This is a genomic window from Neoroseomonas terrae (genome assembly GCF_018129025.1).
Taxonomy (GTDB): Bacteria; Pseudomonadota; Alphaproteobacteria; order Acetobacterales; family Acetobacteraceae; genus Neoroseomonas; species Neoroseomonas terrae.
In genome coordinates this window covers 66,282-88,969 of sequence record NZ_JAAEDI010000001.1, presented here as the reverse complement: position 1 = coordinate 88,969, position 22,688 = coordinate 66,282, and the positions used below count along the sequence as shown (strand labels likewise).

The following is a 22,688-nucleotide window of genomic DNA, read 5'->3' as shown; positions in this document are numbered from 1 at the left end:
ATCGTGGCGCCGCATGCGAAAGCTGTCACGACATTTGTTTCATGAACGATCCTATCCGGGTGGCCGGCATGAACCTTGATGATCCTCATCCGGTCACCCTGCTCTTCACCGATATCCAGGGTTCCACTCGCCTGATCGGCCAGATCGGCGATGAGGCGTATCGCGGTATCCAGGCGACGCTATCGGATGGGCTGCGGCGGGTGTTCCGCCGGCATCGGGGCCGCGTGCTCGACACACAGGGCGATTCCTTCTTCGTCGCCTTTGCCCGCGGCCCGCTTGATGCGATTGCCGCGGCGCTGGAGTGCCAGCGGTGGCTGTCTCACCAGGTCTGGCCGGACGGCATCGACGTACGGATCCGTATGGCGATCCACACGGGCCTGCCGCGCCGCGGCGGGCCGCCGGGGAACGACAGCTACGTCGGTATCGACGTCCATCGCGCGGCGCGGCTCTGCGAGGCCGCGCATGGCGGTCAGGTGCTGATCTCCGCCGTGACGGAGGCGCTGGTAAGGTCCCATTTGCCAGAGGGCATCGGTCTGGCGGCGCTTGGCGAGCACCAGCTCCGCGACCTTGCGGCGCCGGAGCTGATTTTCCAGATCCTGGCGCCGGACCTCGCGTCCAGCTTCCCACCGCTGCGCGCGCCCCAGACGCTGCAGGCGAGCCTCCCGGTACCACGGACCGCCTTCTTCGGCCGGGACCGGGAGACCGGCGACATCCTGCACCTGCTCGCCGATCCCGAGGCCAGGCTGGTGACGCTGACCGGTCCGGGCGGGACCGGAAAGACGCGCCTTGCCATTGCCGTGGCGCGCGCTGCCGCCGGCATGTTCCGCGACGGCGCCTGCTACGTCGCGCTGGCGCCGGTGGCCGATCCGCACCTCGTCGCCTCCCTGGTGGTGCGATGCCTGGGGCTGCAGGAAGCCGGCCCGACGCCGCCCGAGGATCTTATCCTCGGTCATCTGCGCCAGAGGCGCATGTTGCTGGTCTTCGACAATTTCGAGCACATCCTGCCGGCGGCTTCCCTGGTGGCAGATCTCCTGTCGGGCTGTCCTGCCATCACGGTGCTCACCACCAGCCGGGCGCCGCTCAGGCTGAGCGGCGAGCACGACTATGCCGTGCCGCCTCTCGGCCTGCCCGATCTCACCAGTTCCGGCGGCGGGGAGGCACTGTTCCGCTATCCTGCCGTCGAGCTGTTCGTGGAACGTGCCACGCGCGCGACGCCGCACTTCGAGGCGACGGCGGACAACCTCGCGGCCATCGCGCGGATCTGCGTGCGACTGGATGGCCTTCCCCTGGCCATCGAACTGGCCGCCGCCCGCACCAGCATCCTGAGCCCGCAAGAAATCCTGGCCCAGCTGGACCGGCCTGGTGAATACGGCTCCATGGCCTTGCTGACGGACGGCCCGCGCGATGCGCCCGCGCGGCACCGGACGCTGCGCAACGCGATCCAATGGAGTCTCGACCTTCTTGCGCCGGAGGCTTGCGCCCTGTTCGCCCGCCTATCCACCTTCGTGGGCAGCTTCGACCTGGAGGCAGCCTTCGCCATCGGCGCGATCGGGACGCCCGCAACTGCGAACAACGCGCCCGAGGGGCGTCCTCGCCGTCTGGCCTCGATCGGCACGCTGGTCGAGAACAGCCTGCTGCAGCGCGTCGAGCACGCCGGATCGGAAGCGCGCTTCTCGATGCTGGAGACGATCCGCGAATACGCGCTCGACCGCCTGTGTGCAGCCGATGAAGGAACGGCCGCGCGGCTCACTCACGCGCGGCACTACGCATCTCTGGCGGAAGCGGGGGCGAAGGAGCTGGGCGGCGCCCGCCAGGCCCAGTGGCTCGTGCGGCTGGAAGACGATCACCCGAACTTCCGTGCGGCGCTGTCGTGGTCCTTGTCGAGCGCCTGCACCGATCCGGACGTGGCGATCCGACTTGCGACAGCCCTGTGGATCTTCTGGTTCCGCCGCGCCTATCTGCGCGAAGGCAGCCGCTGGATCGAGCAGGTCTATGAGGCGCGCGGGGCCGCGGCATCGCCGGTCTCGCGTGCTACGCTCCTGACCGCGGATGGCAGCTTCGCGCGCATGATCGGTGACTTCGAGCGTGCCGCGCACCTGCTCGAAGCCGCAACGCCGATCTGGCGCGACTTGCGTGACCGCGAGGGCACGGCCTGGGCGCTCAGCCATCTTGGGCTGGCGAAGCAGTGGCTCGGAGAGCTGGATGCCGGCGTCCAGATCCTGGAGGAGAGCCTCGCCTTGCGCGTGGAACTCGGGGAGGATCGCGGTATCGCAAGATCCTTGTTCCACCTGGCCATCGCCGAGGATTTTCGCGGCAGGTTCGGCAAGGCCGCCGAACTCTACCAGCGCACGCTCGAGATCCAGCAGCGCATCGGGGACAATTGGGGTTCGGCACGCGTCCTCGGTTATCTCGCAAAGGTGCTGCTGCGATCGGGCGACGATGCTGGGGCGGAGCCGCTATGCGAACGCGCGCTGAAGCTGAGCGAGGAGGTGGCGGATCGTTGGGGCATAGGGCTTGCGCAGGCCGGGCTTGGCGGCGTTTCCATGGCGCGCGGCATCCTTCCGCTGGCAACGGAACGGCTTAAGGCAAGCCTTCTGATCTTCCGCGACGTCGGTGCGCAGGACCGGGTCGCTGAATGCCTGCAGGACCTGGCGCTGGTGGCCCGGAGGATGGGAGCGACGGAGCAATCGGTCCGGCTTTCGGCCGGCGCGGCGACGATACAGCGCGCGAGCCGCTTCGCCTTCTGGCCTGCGCTGCAGGCGCAGCGCGATGCGGAACTGGCGGAAGCGCGCAATCTTCTGGGCGAGGCGCGGTTCACGGCCGTCTGGACTCAGGGGTGCCTGATGAGTGCTCCCGACGCCATCGAGGATGCCTTGTCGATGCCCGCCTGACGGCCGAGCGAAGGACGCGACGGCACCGCCCGGCCGATGCCGACAGGGTTGCCCTGAGCATCCCGAGCGCAAGGCCGCCGTGGCCGTGCGCAGCGGCGTGCCGGGCGTCCATCAATGGGCACACCGTCGACTTCAACCGATCCGAGCGGGCTGCCGGGCGTGGAACACCGAGCCCCTTGCCGACGCCGCCAGCCTGGCGGGACCGGCGCTGCAGCAACGTTCCGGGAAAGCACCGGACGACACGCGTCGACCATAACGCCTGCCAACGGCTTCCAACGCAGCTGCGCGAACCGGGCGCGGGCGGATGACTTTCAGAAAATCCGTGCATCAGGCACTTCGGCAGTACAAAATGCCTCCAATGCTAAGACGGTGACGCCGCTGTGCAAACGAATACAACTGACCGGGAGCGCACCAAGGATCACCCCTTTGGAGTCGCCATCCTCGGCTGCGGATTCGTAGCCGACTTCTACATGGCGACGCTCCCCCACCATCCCGAGATCCGTGTTGTTGGTGCATTCGACACCGACGCGGCACGGCTCGATGCGTTTTCGCGGCACCACCCCCTGCGCCGCTTCGCCAGCGTCGACGAGATGCTGCACGACGCTTCCGTCGATATCGTCCTGAACCTGACCAATCCCAAGTATCATTACGCGACGACCCGACAATGTCTTGATGCGGGCAAGCATGTCTATTCCGAGAAGCCGCTCGCCATGACGTCGGTGGAGGCCGCAGAGCTACTGCGGCTGGCCGATGAGCGCGGCCTGCTCCTGGTTACAGCGCCATGCAGCCTCCTCAGCACCACGGCGCAGACGATGTGGAAGGCGCTGCGCGACGGCACCATTGGGCGGGTTCGGTTGGTGTACGCCAATTTCGACGATGGCATGGTTCACCGCCTCCGCCCGGACCGGTGGCGCAGCGCTTCCGGTGCGCCCTGGCCGGCGCGCGACGAGTACGAAACCGGGTGCACCTACGAGCACGCCGCCTATGTATTGTCGTGGCTCGCCTTCTTCTTCGGCCCCGCCCGACGGGTCCAGGCCTTCGCGTCGTGCCAGTTGCCCGACAAGGGCGTCGACACAGATGCCATGGCGCCGGACTTCTCGGTCGGCTGCATCGAATATGACGGCGGCATCGTTGCGCGCGTGACCTGCAGCCTCCTCGCCCCCGCCGACAAGTCGATCGTGATCATCGGCGACGAGGGCGTGCTCTACACCAAGTATGTCCGGGATGACTTCTCCCCGGTGTACGTTCGGAAAACGCCCCCGAGCAGGATCGCCGCGAGCATCGGGTCGCACCTCCGGCGATGGCAGTCGCGCATCGAGTCGTGGTTGCGGTTCCCATACTCGGCGAATTGGAGTTTCCACAGGAGGCATCGCACTGGCCCCCGATCGTCGCTGCGCCTGTCCGCGGTGGGCAAGCCGGTGGACTTCCTGCTGGGAGTTTCGGAAATGATCCAGTCGCTGCGGGAAGGCCGCACCTGCCGACTTTCACCTCAACTCGGCCTGCACATGATCGAATTGGTGGAAACCCTCCAACATCCGGAGCGCTTCGAGGCCCGCCGAACCATCACGTCCAGCTTCGATCCGATCCCGCCTAGGTGGTGAGGGGAACAATTCTCAGGTGGGACGGCGCTTAACGTGGTGCCACTGAGGAAGGCGGATGGGTGAGGTGTTCGGCCTAAGCCGTGCAGCGAAGTACTTCGCTTTTCATGCTCCCCGGCGTGTCGTAGATTCGGGTGCGCGCAGCAAAGCATAACAACCGCGTCACCAGGACCTAAGAGCAAATGAGTGGATCCGTCGAAGGCGATGTGCTGTCGCCCTTATTGATGCTTTATGCCGACGCAATGCAGAGGGACGCCAATAGCTTGGATACGTCGAGCCTCAGTGCCGGCGATACTGTGGCAGTCCGCATGGCGAATACGGTCATTCTCAGCGGCCTCGGCCGCCTCGGTCCAATCCTACAAAGCACGAATTACCACGCTCTCAATTTCATCGACGCGGGAGCTATCGCGGCGGCTAACGCGCAAGCGATGTCGGCAGCTACGTCGCAACAGGTTGCAGCTTCACTGCTGGCAGTTGGCGACCTAGAGGCGGCCAGGACGATGGTGTCGGCGTTTGGCGGAGCGCTTTCGGGATTCCTGTCGCGCAACCGGAGGCCGGAGCCAGTTCGCGGCCGAGCCCGCAGAAATGCTATGTCCGTGCCGGCGGCGCGCCTCGGTCACAGTGGCGGCGAGGCTGCCGGGCCGGGTGCTACCCTCATCCGAAATCACGTCGCGTCGCTTGCCGAGCAGACGCAAGGGCTTGATGGCAGTGATGAGATGCTTGACCACTTCGCGGAGATCATCGACGCGGTTGGACGCCTCACCGGGGGCATCGATACGTCGCTGCTGAGAGGGTAAGCGCGCCGCGTTGCTTTGTCCGTCCCCAGAGGATGACGCTAGGACTCCTTGCGAGTTCCATCCGTGCAGTCTTCTGGTGTCTCTGCGCTCGCGGCCATGGGCTTTGATGCGGTGGTCGCGGACCTGCTGCTTGCCCACCAGCCGGCGAGCCTTTCGACGGTCGCCCGTGTCTATCAGCGCCACGACTTCGCCGCGGAGCGCGAGGCAGCGTTGAAGGCGTGGGCGGAGTACATCGCGCGCTGCGCCACGGGAGAAGATGGCCGCGCCAACGATGTTACAAAGCCGCCCGCTCGGCAGTCCGTGCAGCGCACTGGCTGATTTCAGCTTTTGCGCGTGCCCCCCACCTAAAGTACCTAATCCCCCTAATTTCGGGTCGTGGCCTACCGCATCGGGCGCATGGTCAGCACCCTCTCGGCCGCTGGCAGCGCCGCGCCCGCAAAGTGTCCGCGAAGAACGGGTTGGTCCCCACCGTCTCCGCCCGAGCGAAGATCGGCCGCGGCGGGGTATGAGGGTTCTCGGCGTCGTGCCGCAGCAAGCGCCAACGCAGCTTGGCTGGCGTGCGCTCGCCGGTTTGCGAATGACGCAGCACAACCAGGACCAGATCATCCGATCCGTCAGCTCCGCCGAGTTCCCCGCCTAATTCACTATCTGACATGCTGACCCAGTCGTATCCGAGCAGCCGTCGCGACCGAGCGCGGGCAGCGAACAGGTCCTGGATACCGTAGCGGTCAAGGCCGTGCAGCGCGACGAACCCGGCCGATCGCGGATTGCGGTGTGGGATCACCGACGGGCCTCTGTTTGCAGTCGATGCGACGGATGGGTCGGCCATCGATCGGCGTAGACCCCGTCGATGTCGGCAAGACGCCATGGCATCGGCCGCTGCGACGATCTGCCCAATCTTGCATCATCGACTCGCAGAGCCTTGCCGCAGAACGCAGACGGATGTTTTACTCGCGTGAACCGACCTGGCATCGACCGGGTTGGAGGAGAGGAAACGACAGTATGTCCGGGGCCAAACAAGGCCGCGTTTCTGCATGCTGAGCTATCTCTTGCAGCGCGTCGGCCTGGCGGCGATCACCTGCGTCTTCATTTCCGCGCTGACCTTCATGATCATCCGGCTGCCGCCGGGCGACTTCGTCGATGCCTACATCGCCAACCTTGTCGCGAGCGGTAGTTCCGTCTCGCAGGAGCAGGCAGCGGCGATGCGGATCGAGTACGGCCTCGACCAGCCGGTCATCGTTCAATATGCACGCTGGATAGGCCGCGTCCTGCAAGGGGATTTCGGCGTTTCCATGGTCTGGCGCCGTCCGGTCAGTGAAGTCATCGGCGATCGCCTCTGGCTGACCATGGTGGTGTCTGTCGCCGCGCTGTTCCTGACCTGGGCGATCGCGCTGCCGATCGGGATCTACTCCGCAGTACGGCAGTATTCCATCGGGGACTACGTCTTCACCACGCTCGGCTTCATCGGCCTCGCGATCCCGAATTTCCTGCTCGCGCTGATCCTGATGTACCTGGGCTTCCGCTACCTTGGCCTGTCGGTCGGCGGGCTGTTCTCCCCGGAATACGTCCAGGCCGAATGGTCCTGGGGGCGGGTCTGGGACCTGATGACGCACCTGCCGCTGCCAGCGGCCGTTCTGGCGCTCGCGGGCACGGCGCAACTCATCCGCATCATGCGTGCCAACCTGCTGGATGAATTGCGGCGGCCCTATGTGGTCACGGCGCGCGCGAAGGGCCTTTCGGAGCGGCGCGTCGTCCTGAAGTACCCGGTGCGGGCTGCGCTCAATCCCTTCGCGTCGTCGATAGCCTATCTGTTTCCCTATCTGGTGTCCGGCAGCATCGTCGTCTCGCTGGTGCTCGGCCTGCCGACCGTGGGGCCGCTGCTCCTCCAGGCGCTGGTGGCGCAGGACATGTTCCTGGCGGGGGCTATCGTGCTGCTGCTGGGCGTCATGACGGTGGTCGGCACCCTGATCTCGGACCTGCTGCTGATGTGGATCGACCCGCGCATCCGGCTGGAGGGGCGGGCATGAGCGCCACGACCGCCGCAGCCCAGGATCGCTGGGCGGAGGCGACCCAGCTTCAGCTGACCTGGTGGCGCTTCCGTAAACATCGTCTCGCGGTCATCAGCCTGGTCATCGTCTTCCTGTTCTACATGGTCGCCGCCTTCGCGGATTTTCTCGCGATCAACGACCCGCATGCGACGGATGCGCGCCGATCCTTCATCCCGCCGCAGGCGATCCATCTGTTCGACGAGGACGGCTTCAACCCGCATGTCTACGGCCTGCGCGGCGTGCGGAACATGCAGACCTTCCAGCTGACCTACACGCCCGACCCCAACCGCAAGCTGCCGGTACGCCTGTTCGCGCGCGGCTATACCTACAACCTGTTCGGCCTGTTCGAGACCGACATCCATCTGCTCGGCGTCGAGGGCGGGCAGCGCACCGACGGCATCTTCCTGCTCGGCACCGATCAGCTCGGCCGCGACCTGTTCTCCCGCATGATCGTCGCGACGCGGGTGTCGCTGCTGATCGGCCTTGCCGGTGTCACGCTGTCGCTGCTGCTCGGCATCATCCTCGGTGGCATCTCGGGGCTGTATGGCGGCTGGGTCGACACCTTCATCCAGCGCGTCATCGAGGTCCTGCGATCGATCCCGACCATTCCGCTGTGGATGGGGCTCGCGGCCGCCTTGCCGAACACCTGGAGCACGACCCAGGTCTATTTCGCCATCACCGTCATCATCTCCCTGATCGGCTGGACCGATCTGGCGCGCGTGGTGCGGGGGCGGTTCCTCTCGTTGCGCGAGGAGGATTTCGTCGTTGCCGCGGAACTCGCCGGCGCTTCGCAGGGGCGGATCATCTTCCGCCACATGCTGCCCTCCTTCGCGTCCCACATCATTGCGGCAGTCAGCCTTGCGCTGCCGGCGATGATCGTGTCCGAGACGGCACTGTCCTTCCTCGGGCTCGGGCTGCGGCCGCCGGCGATCTCCTGGGGCATCCTATTGCAGGATGCCCAGAACATCCAGGTCCTGGCCAACGCGCCGTGGCTGCTCTCGGCTGCAGTGCCGGTCATCGTGGTCATCCTGGCCTTCAACTTCCTCGGCGACGGGCTGCGAGACGCGGCGGATCCCTATGGCTGAACGCACATCCCTCGCCGTCCGCGACCTCGCGGTGCATTTCGAGATGGAACAGGGCACGGTGCGTGCCCTGGAAGGCGTGTCCTTCGACCTGCATGCGGGCCGCACGCTCGGCATCGTCGGCGAATCCGGCTGCGGCAAGTCGGTCACGGCGCGGTCGATCCTGCGCATCCTCGACCGGCCGGGGCGCATCGTCGGCGGGCGCATCCTGCTCGATCCCGGTGCGCCGGGCGAGACCGACCTGATCGCAATGAACGCCGAATCGGAACGCATGCGCGGCATCCGCGGCGGCCGGATCGGGCTCATCTTCCAGGAACCGATGACGGCGCTGTCGGTCCACTACACGGTCGGCAACCAGATCATCGAGGCGGTGCGCCAGCATTCCGACCTGTCCAAGGCCGCCGCTCGCGACCGCGCCATCGAATTGCTGCGCGAGGTCGGCATCCCGCGCCCCGAGCTGCGCGTCGAGGCCTATCCGTTCCAGCTCAGCGGCGGGCTACGCCAGCGTGTCGGCATCGCCATGGCGCTCGCTGGTGATCCCGACATCCTCATCGCCGACGAACCCACCACGGCGCTCGACGTCACGACCCAGGCGCAGGTGCTCGACCTGCTGCGCCGACTGCAGCAGGAAAAGGGCATCGCGCTGATGCTCATCACCCACGACATGGGTGTCATCGCCGAGATGTGCGACGAGGTGGCGGTGATGTATCTCGGCCGCGTCGTGGAATACGCGCCGGTGCTCGAGCTGTTCACGACGCCGCGCCACCCCTACACGCGCGCCCTGCTGCGCGCCGTGCCGTCGATCCTGGCCACGCCGCGCCAGCGCCTCGCGACCATCGGCGGTGCCGTGCCGCATCCGGGCGCCCGACCGGCCGGCTGTGCGTTTCATCCCCGCTGTGCGGATTTCATGCCCGGGCGCTGCGATGTCGGGGCGCCGCCGCCGCTCGCGCCCGGCCATGCGGGCGCCTCCTGCTTCCTCGAGGTACCAGCATGAACGTCCTCGAGGTCGATGATCTCAAGAAGCATTACCCGATCCACGGGGGAATGCTGCGGCGGGAAGTCGGACGCGTCCGTGCGGTCGACGGCGTGAGCTTCAGCATCGCCGCCGGCGAGACGCTCGCGCTGGTGGGCGAGAGCGGCTGCGGCAAGACCACCGTCTCCCGCTGCATCCTGCGCGCGCTGACCCCGACATCCGGCGCGATCCGCTTCGATGCCGGGGACGGCACCGTCGATCTGGCGACGATGCCCAAGCGCGCGATGCGCCCGCTGCGCCGGCACATCCAGATGATCTTCCAGGATCCGTATTCGTCGCTCAATCCGCGCATGATGGTGGGCGACATCATCGCGGAACCGCTGAAGGTCAATGGCGTTCCGGCGGCCGAGCGCAATGCGCGCGTGCTCGAGCTGCTCGACCTCGTCCAGATGCCCGCCGTGGCGCGCACGCGCTTCCCGCACGCCTTCTCGGGCGGCCAGCGCCAGCGCATCGGCATCGCGCGCGCGCTGGCGCTCAACCCGCGGCTGGTGGTGGCGGATGAGCCCGTCTCGGCGCTCGACGTCTCGGTGCAGGCGCAGATCATCAACCTGCTGCTCGACCTCCAGGACCGCCTGAAGCTGTCCATGCTGTTCGTCGCGCACGATCTTTCGGTGGTGCGCCACGTCAGCGACCGCGTCGCCGTGATGTATGTCGGCCGGATCGTCGAGATCGCGCCGACCGACGAGCTGTATCGCAGCCCGCGCCACCCCTACACCGAGACACTGCTGGCCGCCGTCCCGGCGCCGGACCCGCTGCGCCGCGGCCGCCAGATGAAGGCGAGCGGCGAGGTGGCCGACCCTGCGAAGCCGCCGCCCGGCTGCGCCTTCCATCCGCGCTGCCCCTATGTGCAGGACCGCTGCAGGACCGACCGCCCCGAACTGGCCGAAGTGGCCCCGGGACGATGGACAAGTTGCCACCGCGCACGGGAGATCGAACTCGCCGGCGTGGCCTGACAAACGACAAGGGAGGACACCATGAAGCGACGGGAATTCGGGGCGACCCTGCTGGCTGGCACGACGATCGCCCACGCCGCCCTGGCGCAGTCGGCCGGGCAGATCCGGGAATCCGGCCTTGTCGGGGAACTCGAAGGGCCGACGCTGATCGACGATCCCGCGCGCCGGCCGACGCAGTTCAAGGAAGCGCCGATGCTCGCTGAGCAGGTGCGCGCGGGGCGCCTGCCGCCCGTCGAACAACGACTGCCGCAGGACATCATGGTCGTCCAGCCGCTGCGCAGCGTGGGCAAGTATGGCGGCACCTGGCGCCGTGGCTTCATTGGCCCGAGCGACAGCGAGAACGGCAACCGCATCATGTCGGCGGACAAGCCGTTCTTCTTCGACAAGACGGGCACCGAGATCGCCCCCTGCCTCTGCCGCGGCTACGAGGTCAGCGACGACGGGAAGCGCACTACGGTCTTCCTGCGCCGCGGGATGCGCTGGTCGGATGGCACGCCGCACACCGCCGACGACTGGGTGTTCTGGTTCGAGGACATGTACGGGAACCGAGACCTCGTCGCCGCGCCGGCGGCCGAGATGTTTGCCGGCGGCAAGCCCGGCCGCGTCGAGAAGGTGGACGACCACACCGTCGCCTTCGTCTTCGAGGCGCCCAACTTCCTGTTTCCCTTTCTGCTCGCCGGCGACACGCTGGTGGGTGGCGGGCAGACGCGACAGCAATCCGACGGGCGCGCTTACAGCGTCTATGCGCCGAAGCACTATCTCAGCAGGTTCCATCCGAAATACACGTCGGCCGAGACGCTGGCGACGCAGGCGCGCGAGGCCGGCTTCGGCAATTGGGTGCAGCTGTTCCGTGCACGGTCGGACTGGCGGTTGAACCGCGACCTGCCGACCATGTGCGCCTGGCGCATGACGCAGCCGATCACGGGCCAGCAATGGGTGCTGGAGCGCAACCCCTACTACTACGCCGTCGATACCGAGGGGCAGCAGCTTCCCTACATCGACCGGGTGTTGATGACGCTGGCCGAGAACCCGGAGGTCGTGAACCTGCGCGCGGTCGCCGGAGACTATGATTACCAGGAGCGCTTCATCGACCTCGGCAAGCTGCCGATCCTGCTCGAGAACCGCGGGCGCAGCCGATATCGGGTGCACCTCGATCCCGGGTTCAACGGATCGGATTCCGTGCTGTTCCCCAACCTGACCTACACCGAGGATCGTGAGATCGGCGCGCTGCTCGCCGATGCGCGCTTCCGCCGCGCCATGTCGCTCGGCATCGACCGGGAGCAGTTGAACGAGGCGTTCTGGCTTGGCCTCGGCACGCCGGGCTCCGTCATTCCCGATCGCATCATTCCCGAGAGCCCGGGTGAGGAATGGCGCGCGAAATGGTCCACCCACGACCCGCGCCAGGCCAATGCGCTGCTCGATGCCATCGGCCTGACGCGCAAGGACCGCGAGGGCTACCGCCTGCGCCGCGACAACGGCCAGCGCCTGCGCATCGAGATCGCGGTGGCGCAGACGCTGTCACCCACTTGGCCGCAGCAGGCGGAAATGATCGTCCAGCATTGGCGCCAGATCGGGCTCGCGGGCGATGTGAAGGTAATGGAACGCGGCCTCGCCATCACCCGCGCGCTGAACGACCAGAACCAGATCCTGATGTGGACCAACAACGGGACGGAGAGCCTCTACCTCTATCCACGCTACGCCCTGCCGGTGGACCCGACGGCCGGCGTGATGGGCAATGCCCATGCATTGTGGTTCGCGTCGAACGGGGAACGCGGCACCGCACCGACCGAGCCGGAGATGCTGCGCGCCTTCGAACTGATGCGCGCGGCAGCGGGGCAACGGCAGGAGCAGCGCACGCAGACGGCGCAGGAGATCTGGAAGCTCGCCGTCGAGCAGCAATGGGGCATCGGATTGGTTGGATTGTCGCCGGCCTTCATGGGCGTGCGCGTCGTGAGTGAAAGGCTGGAGAACGTCCCTGCGCGTACGGGCGTCTCCCAGCACATCCGTACCCCTTGGGGCGGTCATCCGGAGCAATGGTACTTCAAGACCTGATGACGCGCATGCGGTCGCGACCGCAGGCATTGGCCGGCGGTGGGCAGCGCGGGGTCGATCCGGGCGGGACTGCGTGCGATATGGGTGACGGTGCCAACCGGTGCTTGGCTCCGCAGGGCGTGGGGCGGTCGTGCGCCCACATCTAGGTGCGCGATCGCTGAGCGCGCTCGAGTGGGCAGCACGCGGTGGTGCTGGTCGCGCAGCTGAGGTATCCGGCGGACTGGACCTCCTTGATCAGTTCAGGCCGCATCGACGGTAAGGACGACGGCGCCTGCTCGGAGCGGATGCTGGGGCGGGCTGATGAGGTGAAACGCCCGGAGCCCGGCTCCCGGCGCGCGAAGATGCCCCAGACCAGAGACTTTCGCTGACCGAAAGCAGTCGCGATGAAATGCGGGGAGCGGTCAGCGCAAGCCGGGATCATCGAGAATGGCGATGACCGCATGGAGGATCCGAACCGCGCGCTCGTGCCCAGCCTCATGGGCACTCGCAAGCGCCAGTTCCAACGCGGGCGTCACAGCAGCGAAGTATTCCCCGCTAACGTCAACGACTGAGTGGGTGTCAATCATCTGGGGCGCGCCACGGCTCGCTTCGAACGCAGCGGCATAGGTCGGTTGGGTGCTGGCCATCTGATGTATCCCCGGCAACGACGCATGTAGAGTTAGATTCCCCGAAATGCGTGTTTCAACATCGTTAAACACCCGCGTCAGTTGCATTCCCCGCTAAGGGCTTGATTCAACTTGGATTGAGAAGCCGAGCCGACAATCGCTTGACGCACAATTCACGCCCTCTCCGATCCCGTCACGATCGGCAACGCGCTTTTCGCATCGAATTGCGTCCCCCACCCCGCCGATTGGGTGTACTTGCCGCCGCCTAACACGCCCGTGATTCGGATTCCTGCCGGGCAGACGACGTCCGCTCGGAGGAACTCGTGGGAGAAAGCGTTCTTGAAGCCGCGATCGCGGCGGCTATCAGGCAGCAACTATCGTTTGCCGACCAGCCGTTGGAAGCACTCCGGGCCATCGCGGCGGAGTTGCGCGTTGCGTTGGACGGCGCCGCCTTACTAGGCGACGCGTCTGCGCTGGCTTCGGCCAGACGCCAGTTCGAAGCTGCATTGCGGAAAATCTGGCAGGAGTCGGGAGGCGAGTCAGCCTTCTACCCGTTGGGCGCGCCGCCCAAGCCCTTTGGTCCGGACGCGATGGTGGGCTGACGGAACGCACCAACACAACGGAACAACCAATTATAGACGGTACTCTTAATCGATTTGATGGATCATTTGCTGTAACTCCACTATTGCCTGGCAGGTCATAACCCGCGCCGGGACTGCCAGCGGTGGAGCTTCCCCCTCACCTCATGCCGCATCTCCTCGCGCCGCCCGGAGCGCCTGAGATGGCAATTGCATCCCGCTACATTGGCGGCATTCCCTACGCTCCCGGCATGCAGACGGGGCGTTATCTGACCGCGCATCGGTCGGCACGACGTCGGGCATCGTCGAGATTCTCCAACCGCCTTCTAGGCTCCCGCCGATAGACAGCGGCGGTCAGGCGGTGCGCCCGCCCGAGATCACCCCGTTGCCGGCACATCAGCCGGCGGTGGTGGTGGCGGCTCGGGTGGCGGCGGCAATAACATGCTGGCGTCGCTGCTGCTGGGCGGGCTCGGCGCCGCGCCCTTCATTTCGACCAGGTGAGCGACTGGTTGGAGCCGGCTGCGCCGCCCTACGAAGGCCCCGACCTCGGCGGTTGAGAACATGTTCGACCCCGGCGGCTCATTCCTCGGGCCGGGCGGCGTGTCGATCCCGACTGCGGCGCTGGGCGGCTTTGGGAGCAACTGGAACAGCGTCTTTGAGCCCGGGTCGTGGGGCGTCAATCAGGCTGGCACCGATGCCATTCTGAACGCACCCATGCCGACGGGTGATCAGTTTGCCGGCCTTGCCGGCGATGTTGCGGCCGGCACTGCCGGTGCCGAGGCGCTCGCCAACCCGCAATGGCGCCAAGAATGTGCCAACGCACTGGGCGCCACTGCTCGCCCCCGACCAGATCGCAGCCGAGCGCGCTGCGTCGGCAGCGGCGATGCGGGAGCGTGCTGTGCAAATCGTATTCGAGGCGCGGGCGCGCGAGCGGGACAACGATCTTGAAAGCATAGAGCACGCCATTCGTTGCCTCCCCCTCCCCTCCGCATCCGCATCCGCGCTGGCGGCGATGATCGAGGCGGCGCGGAAGGAGGGCCGAGAACAAACAGCCTCAATGCTCGAAGCAATGGCCGATCGCGAGAAAGACCCTGAGGCCGCAGACCAGTTCAGAAAATGGGCCGCGACCATCCGCGCAGGGGCTGGGGAGGGCGGGGCGTCGTGAGCGATCCAGTAATGGCGTCGGTGCTGTCCGTGCTGCGTCGGTGGCAGGCAGAGGGGGCTCTGTGGACCAGCGACGTGGCTCATGGTGCCCGCACAACGACCGCGGAGGCCCGGCGCGCCCTGCTCGCGCTGGAACGGAAAGGGCTCGTGCGTCGAGTTGTCGAAGGCAATCCAACGTCTTGGGCACTCGCCGCAGCCGCCGTCGAGAGGGGGAAGGATTGATGGAGGGACGAGACATTGCGACCGGCGTGGCGATGCTGATGCTGCGGGTGGGCCTGGTCGCCGTTCTTGTGGCCCTGCTCATCGGCTTCGCTCTCGGATGGGCCTTCGCATGACCGCCCCGGACGCGCAGGGGTGGCGGGAGAAGCAGGCGGCGACCATCATGAAGCAGCATCGCGAGGCTCTTGGGTACGACCCCACCGCCCTGCGTTGCGCTTATGGTGATGCCGCCAATTTAATCGACGCCATCCGCAAGGATCTGGAGCCAAGGAAGCCCTTGCGCGGGGAGTCTGGCCGCCGGGCTGAAGCAGTGGCCGCCGCATTGAAGCACGCCGCGGACGCGGTGTGGGCGATGCGCGAAAGCGTCTCCACCCTCCCCCCGCCGCCGCGGGAAGGGGGCGGGTGATGGGGGAGGTGGTGACGAACGCCGCCGGCGACGCCATCGGGCTCGCCAAGCGCCTCGATGACGGGGTCGACGTGGTCGCGGTCCTATTCACCGATACGCCATGGGACCGGCCCGACCGCCGCATCGGCGTGTTCCGCAAGCGCCGGCTGGCCGAGCGCGCCATTCGCGAGGCCGCCGATGGCTGAGCCGGCGCGCAGTCCCCGCCTGCTATCCCGCGCCGCCCTGCGCGCCTACCTCGGTGGCATCACGGCGACGGAGCTGGGGGAGCGGATCGCACAGGGGCGCATCCCGACCCCGATCTGGGGGCTGAAGCCGGACGACCGCGCCGCCCGCTGGGATCAACGCGCCGTGGACAGAGCGCTGGACGCTGCTGGGGGCATTGCGGCTACCGTGGAGGCTGCCGAGGCGCACTTGGACCGCGCATTCGGCTTCCGCTGAGGCAGCATGACGCCAGACGATCCGACCACCCGGCCGCCCTACACCTATCTGCGGAAGGGGCGTTGGTTCTGGGAGCCGCCGCCGCGGCTGCGAGGCCCCTCGCACAAGACAGTCGCCCTCGGCGCCGACCAGGCGTCGGCATGGGCAACGGCGCGGAACCTAAACCGGTCGCTGTCAGCGGATGCCGCGAAGGGCGCGCCCGGCAGCGTGCGATGGCTGTTCAGCTTGTTCGAAGCGACGGCGAAATTCGAAGGGCTGGCCGACAATACGCGGCGAGACTACCGATGGCTGGCCGGCGTCCTGGCGGCCCATGATGTGAACGGCCTGCAACTCGGCACTATCCCGGCAAAGGCACTGAAGCCGCGCCATGCCGACAAGATACACGCCGACCTGCGCATAGCTCGCGGCGCCGCGGCGGCGCACTACGCCTGCCGGTACGCCCGCCGTGTGTGGAACTGGGCGCGCCGGCAAGAGCACGTCGAAGCCAACCCGTGGGCAGGTATGGAGCTTCCCGGCGTCGCGGCTCGCAAGCAGCGATGGACGCGGGCGCAGATTGACGCCTTCGCCGCCAAGGCGGTCGAGATGGACTGGCCTTCGCAGGCGCTCGCGCTGCGGCTTGGCTGGCGCCTGGGGCTGCGGCAGGCCGACATTCTCGGGCTGACATGGACGGCGCTGGACCAACGGACCCTCACAACGGGCAAGACGGGCGCCGACGTGCCTCTGGTAGCCGACGCCTACCCCGACCTGAAAGACGCTCTGGCCGCCACTGAGCGGGGCGGCGTGCAGGTTCTGATCTGCGAGACGACAAAGGCTCCATGGGGCGGTGACCACTTCCGGCACATCTTCCGGGAGATTGCCGAGGCCGCGGGCATCCCGGCCGACCTTCAGTGGCGCGACCTGCGCGCGACGGCCGCTACCGAGCTGTCGGACGCGGGCGCCGACGTGATCGCCCTCAGCACTCATACCGGCCACGAGACAACGGCCATGGCGAGGCGCTACGCGCGACGCACCCCGGAGCAGTTCGAGGCCGCGGCGCGGCTCAGGGTCGAGGCGGAGGAGCGGGAACACCTGACGGACAAGCGTCGGAACGCCCGTCGGAACGTCGGAAAAGACCCTAGCTAAGTCTTTGATAATGGTGCCGGCACGCGGATTTGAACCGCGGACCTACTGATTACGAATCAGTTGCTCTACCACTGAGCTATGCCGGCGCCGGTCGGCCACTGTGTCTCCACGCGGCCCTGGGCGGCGCTCTCTACCCCCCGCGCGCTCACGGCGCAACCGTGTTTGGCGCCGCCACCCTCCCGCCACTCCCGCGTGCTACCTGTTCCTGCCATGCGTCGTCGCCTATTGCTCTTGGCCGCCCTCCCCCTCGCCCTTGCCGCCGGCTGGTTCTGGTGGACCATGCCGCCGGCTGTCGCCATCGCCGTCGTGACTACGGGCCCGGCCCTGCGCGCCGTCTATGCCACCGGCAGCGTCGAACCGGTCCACTGGGCCCGCGTCGGTCCCGCCGTACGCGCCCGCATCACCGACGTCATGGTCGAGGAGGGCGACCGCGTCTCGGCCGGCGAGCCCATGGCCCGCCTGGACGACCGCGAGGCGCGCCACCGCGTCGAGGAAGCCGAGGCCCGCGCCCGTTTCGCCGATGACGAACTCGCCCGCACCCGCACGTTGGTTACCCGCGACATCGCCTCCCGCTCCGCCCTCGACCGCGCGGAGGCGGAGGCCCGCGCCGTGCGCGCCGCCGCCGACGCCGCGCGCCGCCGGCTCGACGACTACGTCGTGCGCGCACCCTCCGACGGCGTGGTGCTGCGCCGGGATGCCGAACCAGGCGAGGTTGTCGACACCCCCGCCTCCCTGTTCTGGATCGGCGAACCCCGCCCCCTGCGCGTCACGGCGGAGGTCGATGAGGAGGACATCGCCCAGGTTCTCGAAGGCCAGCACGTGCTGCTGCGAGCCGATGCCTTCCCCAACCAGGTCCTCACCGCGACCGTCGCGCAGATCACCCCGAAGGGCGACGCCACCCGCAAGGCCTACCGCGTACGCCTCGCCCTGCCGGACGATACGCCGCTGCTGATCGGCATGACGGTCGAGGCGAACATCGTGCTGCGCCAGACGGACGACGCCGTGCTCGTGCCGCCGGCGGCGGTCCGCGACGGCGGCGTCTTCGTGGTCCGCCGCGAAACGGTGGAACGCCGCCCGGTCGAGATCGGGGTGCAGGGACCCCGCGCCGTCGAGGTGCTGAACGGCCTTGCCCGCGGAGAAGCCGTAGTCCTCAACCCGCCGGCCCGCCTCGTGGACGGGCAGACGGTCCGGCTCCGGCCATGAAGCTCATCCTCGACCTCGCGCGCGGCATGCTGTCGCGGCGGCGGCGGCAGACGTTGGTCAGCGTGCTCGGCGTCGCCCTCGGTGTCGCCTTCTTCATTGCCATCGCCGCGATGATGAGCGGCTTCCAGACCTACTTCGTCCAGCAGGTGATCGACGTGCAGCCGCACATCGTCATCAAGGACGAGACGCGCAGCCCGACGCCGCAGGCCGCCCAGATGGCCATGCCGGACGGCGCCGTGCAGATCAACGGCGTCAAGCCGGTGGACCGCGTGCGCGGCATCCGCGCCGCCGGCGACAAGCTGGCGATCATCGAGGCGATCCCGGGCGCGGCGGCGGCACCCATCCTCACAGGCACGGCGCTGCTGCGCTACGGCTCGCGCGATGTGTCGGTCAGCGTCACCGGCATCGACCCCGTGCGCTATGCGCGCGTGGCCAACATCGGCAAGGACATGCTGCACGGCCGCCTCGACGACCTGCGTTCCACGGCGAACGGGCTGATCATCGGCGATGCGCTGGCGCTGCGCCTTGGCGTGGAGATGGGCGACACGGTGGTGGCGGTCTCGCCCCGCGGCGTCTCGCTCCAGATGAAGATCGTCGGCATCTTCCACACGGGCATCGCGACCCTCGACCAGGGCGCCGGCTACATGCTGCTGAAGGTCAACCAGGTGCTGCAGGACCGGCCCAACGTCATCAACCAGATCCAGCTTCGCCTCGCCGACGTGACGCAGGCCGAGCCCCTGGCGCGGGAACTCGAATCCCGCTTCGGCGACCGCACGGAAAGCTGGGAGGAGCAGAACCGCAACATCCTCACCGTCTTCGTCATCCAGAACGCCATCATGTACAGCGTCACCGGCGCCATCCTGCTGGTGGCCTCTTTCGGCATCTACAACATCATCTCGACCGTGGTGTTCGAGAAGACGCGCGACATCGCCATCCTGAAGTCGCTCGGCTTCACCGAGGGCGACGTGCAGCGGCTGTTCCTGGTGCAGGGGCTGATCGCGGGCTTCCTCGGCGCTGTGCTCGGCTGCCTGATCGGCCAGCTGATGATCGAGGGCCTCGCCCAGGTGCGCTTCCAGACCGCAACGCCCGCGGGCAACGACCGCTTCCTGCTGGCGCGCGACTGGCGCATCTACGTCATCGCCTCCTTCTTCGCCATCGCCTCGGCTGCGTTGGCGGCGCTGATTCCGGCACGCCGCGCCGCGCGGCTCGACCCGGTGCAGATCGTGCGCGGCGCTGCATGAGCACCGCCGAGCCGCTGCTGGCGGCCGAGGCCGTGACGCGCACGCTGCCCGAAGGCGTCACCCTCGTCACCGACATCAGCCTGCGCGTCGAAGCCGGCGAGTTCGTCGCCATCACCGGGCCTTCGGGCTCCGGCAAGTCCTCGCTGCTCTACCTTCTCGGCCTGCTCGACCGACCGAGCACGGGACGCGTCCTGCTGGAAGGCCGCGACACCGCAGCATTGTCGGCGGCCGACCTCGCCGCGCTGCGCCTGTCGCGGCTCGGCTTCGTCTTCCAGTTCCACTTCCTGTTGCCGGAGTTCACCGCGCGGGAGAACGTGCTGATCCCGATCCGCCGCAAGGGCAGCCTGACGCCCGACGCGGGACAGGCGCGCTCGCTGGAGCTGCTCGATGCACTCGGCCTCGCCGACGCCGCCGACAAGCTGCCGGAACAGCTCTCCGGCGGCATGCGTCAGCGCGTCGCCATCGCGCGCGCCCTGGCCAACGACCCGGCCCTTGTGCTGGCCGACGAGCCCACCGGCAATCTCGACACGAAGAACGCCGCCGCCGTCTTCGACATCTTCGCCCGGCTGGCACGGGACGAAGGCCGCGCGATCCTGGTAGTGACGCACGATGCGGAGCTCGCGCAACGGGCCACCCGGCGCGTGCATCTGGTAGACGGACGGATCGTCAGCGATGAACGGCAGTGACGAGCACCGCCCGTCTCAGAAGCCGCTTGGAAAGTCCGCCACCAGCCCGCCGTCCTGGGCCATGACGCGGGTGGCCGGGCGGGGGGCGAGGACTGGACACGGAAACGCGCCTTCAGACGCCTTTCCGACGGACTCTCACGCCCCTTCCGCTGGATCGTACATCACCCCGGATGACGCGAACCCGCCATCCACATTCAGGATCTGCCCGGCGATGAAGGCGTTGTCGCCGCTGCACAGGAAGGCAACCGCGGCGCCGACATCTTCCGGCGTCCCGTAGCGCTTCACCGCCATCCGATCGAGGAAAGCCGCCCGTTGGCGCGGCCCATGGGCAGTGCGCGCCACCTGCGTCGGCCCGGGTGCCACGCCATTGACCAGGATACCGTGCGGGGCGAGTTCGACCGCCAGCACGCGCGTCAACATCTCGATCCCGCCCTTGCTGGCGCCATAGGCCGCCCGCCCGGTGCCCCCGAACTGGCCGGACACGGACGAGATCGTCACGATCCGCCCACCCTCCCCTGGCGCCTTCGCCATGGCGCGGCCCGCTGCGCGCGCCGTCAGGAAGCAGCCGATCAGGTTGACGCGCAGTACACGCTCGAAGGCGCTGAGCGACATTTCCAGCACGGGCACACGATCGGTGATGCCTGCGTTGCAGACGGCGATGCGCAGCCGTCCCAGCCGGCGCTCCGCTTCGGCCACCGCGGCATCCACCGATGCCTCGTCCGTCACATCCGTGCGGCATGGCACGGCAGTCCCGCCGGCCGCGGCAATCTCCGCCGCCACGCGTTCGGCGGCCTCGGCATTGATGTCCGCGACCAGCACCGCCGCACCGTCGCGCCCCAGCCGCTTCGCGATCCCCTCGCCGATGCCCGAGCCACCGCCCGTTACCAGCGCCGCCTGTCCCGCGAGGCTCATGCCGCGTCCTCGATAGCAATGACGCGGGCCGGGGCGCCGTCGCTGTCCGGGATCTTAACCGGCAGGCCAATCACCTGGTTCCGCGGCAGCGTCAGCGCGCCCATGTTGCACAGGTACTCGAACATGATGATGCCCCGCGCCAGCAGGTGGAAATGCGTCACATGCTCGGGCAGCGGCGGGCGCGGCTCGCCGGTCAGGAAGTTGCGGATGCAATGGTCCTGCGGGAAGTCGAACCCCACTGCCTTGATGCCGCGCTCGCGCAGCCAGATCGACCCTTCCGCCGTCATCCACGGCGCCTGGCGCCAGAAATCCTCGGTATCGAGGCTCGCGCGTTCATCCCAGCGCGTCCGGACCAGCACGAAATCGCCGGGCCGCACATGGGCGCCGGCAGCGGCCAGATGCTCGCCTGGGATCGCCGTATTCGCCGGCACGTCCGACACATCCACCACCGCCCCCGGCCCGACCGTCATGTCGAGCGTGATGGCATCGGTCGTGAACCCCTGCGGGTCCACATGGCGCGGGCTGTCCATATGGGTGAAGGCGTGCACATTCCAGCCGGCCCAGGTCGCCTGACCGCCACCGGTGTCATGCGTCTTCGCGAAGCGCCGGTCCACCGCCCAGCGGAAATGCCCGGTGCGGACCGGCGTCGAAAGGTCGATCAGTCGTGACACGTGTCAGCCATCCTTCCAGGGGCGCCGCGCCCACAAGGCGCGCAGCGCTTCATCGGCACTCCAAACGACCTGATACGTCTCCTGGGGCGTGCGGTACTTCAGCGGGATGAACAGGCGCTCCGCCTCCGCGATCCAGGCAGGGTCGCGCATCGTCGCCGCCAGCATGCCCTGCAGCCGCTCCAGGATCGGCGCGGGCGTCGCGACTGGCGCGACGAGGCTGCGCACGACGCCGGTGTCGATGGGATAACCGGCTTCCGCGAAGGTGGGCACGTCCGGCGTCATCGGGAAGCGCGCCGGGCCGGCCGCGGCGAGCGCGCGCACCCGCCCCTCGCGCATCATGCCCACGCTCTCGCCCATGTTCATCGAGGCGATCTGGATGTGCCCGCCGATCAGCGCGGTCACCGCCGGTGCCTGCCCGGCAAAGGGCACGTGGTTCAGTCGTACCCCGGCCGCATTCTCGAACTCGATCATCAGGAGATGATCGTCGGACCCGATGCCGGCGGTACCGACCGCGATGGCACCGGGCGCGGCCTTCGCCGCCTGGACCAGATCCGCCACCGTCCGCCACGGGCTGTTCGGCGCGACGAAGAAGCCGCCGGGATCCTCGACCACCGACCCCAGATAGGCGAAGTCGCGCAGCGAGTAGCGCGTCGTCCGCTCGATCGTGTTGGTCTGCAGGCTGGGGGTGATGACGACGCCGATGGTGTATCCGTCGGGCGCCGCCTGCGCCATCGCCGTGTAGCCGATCTCTGCCCCTGCGCCGGGGCGGTTCACGATGATGAAGCGCGCGCCGGGCAGGTGCTTCTCGAAGAAGGGCACCATGGCGCGGATGTTGATGTCGGTACCGCCGCCCGGCGGGAAGGGAACGATGATCTGGATAGGCCGTTCGCCTGGCCAGGCGCCCTGCGCCCAGCCGGCCGCCGGCGCGGTGACGGCCAGCCCTGCGGCCATCAAGCCGCGACGCGATAGTGTCATCTGTCGTCTCTCCC

At 67.8% G+C, this 22,688-nt stretch carries 22 protein-coding genes and 1 tRNA gene; 17 read left to right on the top strand and 6 right to left on the bottom strand.

Going from position 1 to position 22,688, the window contains the following annotated elements; translation table 11 throughout:
* Nucleotides 1–41: 41 nt before the first annotated feature.
* From GXW78_RS00445 to GXW78_RS00430, 4 genes are all read left to right on the top strand, one after another.
* On the top strand, nucleotides 42–2,891 hold the full coding sequence (locus GXW78_RS00445; protein ID WP_211865051.1) for an ATP-binding protein: 2,850 nt from the start codon (nucleotides 42–44) through the stop codon (nucleotides 2,889–2,891).
* 380 nt (nucleotides 2,892–3,271) lie between these two features.
* On the top strand, nucleotides 3,272–4,492 hold the full coding sequence (locus tag GXW78_RS00440) for a Gfo/Idh/MocA family protein (protein ID WP_211865049.1): 1,221 nt from the start codon (nucleotides 3,272–3,274) through the stop codon (nucleotides 4,490–4,492).
* Between the two features lie 179 nt (nucleotides 4,493–4,671).
* Nucleotides 4,672–5,286, top strand: coding sequence for a hypothetical protein (locus tag GXW78_RS00435; protein ID WP_211865047.1), 615 nt, complete (start codon nucleotides 4,672–4,674; stop codon nucleotides 5,284–5,286).
* A 96-nt stretch (nucleotides 5,287–5,382) separates the two neighbouring features.
* Nucleotides 5,383–5,604, top strand: coding sequence for a site-specific integrase (locus tag GXW78_RS00430; protein WP_211865045.1), 222 nt, complete (start codon nucleotides 5,383–5,385; stop codon nucleotides 5,602–5,604).
* A gap of 82 nt (nucleotides 5,605–5,686) precedes the next feature.
* Here the strand turns inward: GXW78_RS00430 and GXW78_RS00425 are convergent, their stop codons facing one another.
* Nucleotides 5,687–6,115 (bottom strand): SOS response-associated peptidase family protein, encoded by a 429-nt coding sequence (locus GXW78_RS00425; protein WP_211865043.1) that lies wholly within the window; start codon nucleotides 6,113–6,115, stop codon nucleotides 5,687–5,689.
* Nucleotides 6,116–6,320: 205 nt separating this feature from the next.
* Here GXW78_RS00425 and GXW78_RS00420 point away from each other — a divergent pair, with 205 nt between their 5' ends.
* The 5 genes from GXW78_RS00420 to GXW78_RS00400 are packed head-to-tail and all read left to right on the top strand — an operon-like array spanning nucleotide 6,321 to nucleotide 12,454.
* Nucleotides 6,321–7,313, top strand: a complete 993-nt coding sequence (locus tag GXW78_RS00420) for an ABC transporter permease (RefSeq protein ID WP_211865041.1) — start codon at nucleotides 6,321–6,323, stop codon at nucleotides 7,311–7,313.
* Complete coding sequence (locus GXW78_RS00415) at nucleotides 7,310–8,419, top strand: ABC transporter permease (RefSeq protein WP_211865039.1); 1,110 nt, start codon at nucleotides 7,310–7,312, stop codon at nucleotides 8,417–8,419. Before GXW78_RS00420 ends, GXW78_RS00415 begins: the two co-directional genes overlap by 4 nt.
* Nucleotides 8,412–9,410, top strand: coding sequence for an ABC transporter ATP-binding protein (locus tag GXW78_RS00410; protein WP_211865037.1), 999 nt, complete (start codon nucleotides 8,412–8,414; stop codon nucleotides 9,408–9,410). Before GXW78_RS00415 ends, GXW78_RS00410 begins: the two co-directional genes overlap by 8 nt.
* Nucleotides 9,407–10,402: an ABC transporter ATP-binding protein gene (locus GXW78_RS00405; RefSeq protein WP_211865035.1), complete on the top strand. Its 996-nt coding sequence runs from the start codon at nucleotides 9,407–9,409 to the stop codon at nucleotides 10,400–10,402. Before GXW78_RS00410 ends, GXW78_RS00405 begins: the two co-directional genes overlap by 4 nt.
* A 21-nt stretch (nucleotides 10,403–10,423) precedes the next feature.
* Nucleotides 10,424–12,454, top strand: a complete 2,031-nt coding sequence (locus GXW78_RS00400; RefSeq protein WP_211865032.1) for an ABC transporter substrate-binding protein — start codon at nucleotides 10,424–10,426, stop codon at nucleotides 12,452–12,454.
* A gap of 401 nt (nucleotides 12,455–12,855) precedes the next feature.
* Here the strand turns inward: GXW78_RS00400 and GXW78_RS00395 are convergent, their stop codons facing one another.
* Nucleotides 12,856–13,080 carry a hypothetical protein gene (locus GXW78_RS00395; protein ID WP_211865030.1) on the bottom strand — a complete coding sequence of 75 codons (225 nt, stop codon included), beginning with the start codon at nucleotides 13,078–13,080 and terminating at the stop codon, nucleotides 12,856–12,858.
* Between the two features lie 1,281 nt (nucleotides 13,081–14,361).
* Between GXW78_RS00395 and GXW78_RS00390 the strand changes: the two genes are divergently transcribed.
* The 5 genes from GXW78_RS00390 (at nucleotide 14,362) to GXW78_RS00370 (ending at nucleotide 16,986) form a co-directional block, all read left to right on the top strand.
* Nucleotides 14,362–14,802, top strand: coding sequence for a hypothetical protein (locus GXW78_RS00390; RefSeq protein ID WP_211865028.1), 441 nt, complete (start codon nucleotides 14,362–14,364; stop codon nucleotides 14,800–14,802).
* A gap of 330 nt (nucleotides 14,803–15,132) precedes the next feature.
* Complete coding sequence (locus tag GXW78_RS00385) at nucleotides 15,133–15,426, top strand: hypothetical protein (RefSeq protein ID WP_211865025.1); 294 nt, start codon at nucleotides 15,133–15,135, stop codon at nucleotides 15,424–15,426.
* Nucleotides 15,423–15,611, top strand: coding sequence for a hypothetical protein (locus GXW78_RS00380; protein ID WP_211865023.1), 189 nt, complete (start codon nucleotides 15,423–15,425; stop codon nucleotides 15,609–15,611). Before GXW78_RS00385 ends, GXW78_RS00380 begins: the two co-directional genes overlap by 4 nt.
* On the top strand, nucleotides 15,604–15,864 hold the full coding sequence (locus GXW78_RS00375; RefSeq protein WP_211865021.1) for a hypothetical protein: 261 nt from the start codon (nucleotides 15,604–15,606) through the stop codon (nucleotides 15,862–15,864). Before GXW78_RS00380 ends, GXW78_RS00375 begins: the two co-directional genes overlap by 8 nt.
* A gap of 6 nt (nucleotides 15,865–15,870) precedes the next feature.
* Nucleotides 15,871–16,986 carry a tyrosine-type recombinase/integrase gene (locus GXW78_RS00370; protein WP_211865019.1) on the top strand — a complete coding sequence of 372 codons (1,116 nt, stop codon included), beginning with the start codon at nucleotides 15,871–15,873 and terminating at the stop codon, nucleotides 16,984–16,986.
* An 11-nt stretch (nucleotides 16,987–16,997) separates the two neighbouring features.
* On the opposite strand, the gene GXW78_RS00365 is transcribed toward GXW78_RS00370, so the two are convergent.
* Nucleotides 16,998–17,072: transfer RNA gene (locus GXW78_RS00365), tRNA-Thr, on the bottom strand.
* A 124-nt stretch (nucleotides 17,073–17,196) separates the two neighbouring features.
* On the opposite strand from GXW78_RS00365, the gene GXW78_RS00360 reads away from it, so the two are divergent.
* From GXW78_RS00360 to GXW78_RS00350, 3 genes are read left to right on the top strand one after another with little or no spacing between them, the layout of a single operon-like run.
* Nucleotides 17,197–18,189 carry an efflux RND transporter periplasmic adaptor subunit gene (locus tag GXW78_RS00360; protein WP_211865017.1) on the top strand — a complete coding sequence of 331 codons (993 nt, stop codon included), beginning with the start codon at nucleotides 17,197–17,199 and terminating at the stop codon, nucleotides 18,187–18,189.
* Nucleotides 18,186–19,430, top strand: coding sequence for an ABC transporter permease (locus GXW78_RS00355; RefSeq protein WP_211865014.1), 1,245 nt, complete (start codon nucleotides 18,186–18,188; stop codon nucleotides 19,428–19,430). Before GXW78_RS00360 ends, GXW78_RS00355 begins: the two co-directional genes overlap by 4 nt.
* Complete coding sequence (locus tag GXW78_RS00350; RefSeq protein ID WP_211865011.1) at nucleotides 19,427–20,116, top strand: ABC transporter ATP-binding protein; 690 nt, start codon at nucleotides 19,427–19,429, stop codon at nucleotides 20,114–20,116. The genes GXW78_RS00355 and GXW78_RS00350 overlap by 4 nt, the downstream gene beginning before the upstream one ends.
* Nucleotides 20,117–20,251: 135 nt before the next feature.
* Here GXW78_RS00350 and GXW78_RS00345 read toward each other — a convergent pair whose 3' ends face one another.
* Genes GXW78_RS00345 through GXW78_RS00335 form a run of 3 tightly spaced genes read right to left on the bottom strand, consistent with a single transcriptional unit; the run spans nucleotide 20,252 to nucleotide 22,674 of the window.
* Nucleotides 20,252–21,028, bottom strand: a complete 777-nt coding sequence (locus tag GXW78_RS00345) for an SDR family NAD(P)-dependent oxidoreductase (RefSeq protein ID WP_211865007.1) — start codon at nucleotides 21,026–21,028, stop codon at nucleotides 20,252–20,254.
* Complete coding sequence (locus tag GXW78_RS00340; RefSeq protein WP_211865005.1) at nucleotides 21,025–21,699, bottom strand: cyclase family protein; 675 nt, start codon at nucleotides 21,697–21,699, stop codon at nucleotides 21,025–21,027. Before GXW78_RS00340 ends, GXW78_RS00345 begins: the two co-directional genes overlap by 4 nt.
* A 3-nt stretch (nucleotides 21,700–21,702) precedes the next feature.
* Entirely contained in the window at nucleotides 21,703–22,674 is a 972-nt protein-coding gene (locus tag GXW78_RS00335) for a Bug family tripartite tricarboxylate transporter substrate binding protein (RefSeq protein ID WP_211865003.1), read from the bottom strand.
* Between the last annotated feature and the right edge of the window lie 14 nt (nucleotides 22,675–22,688).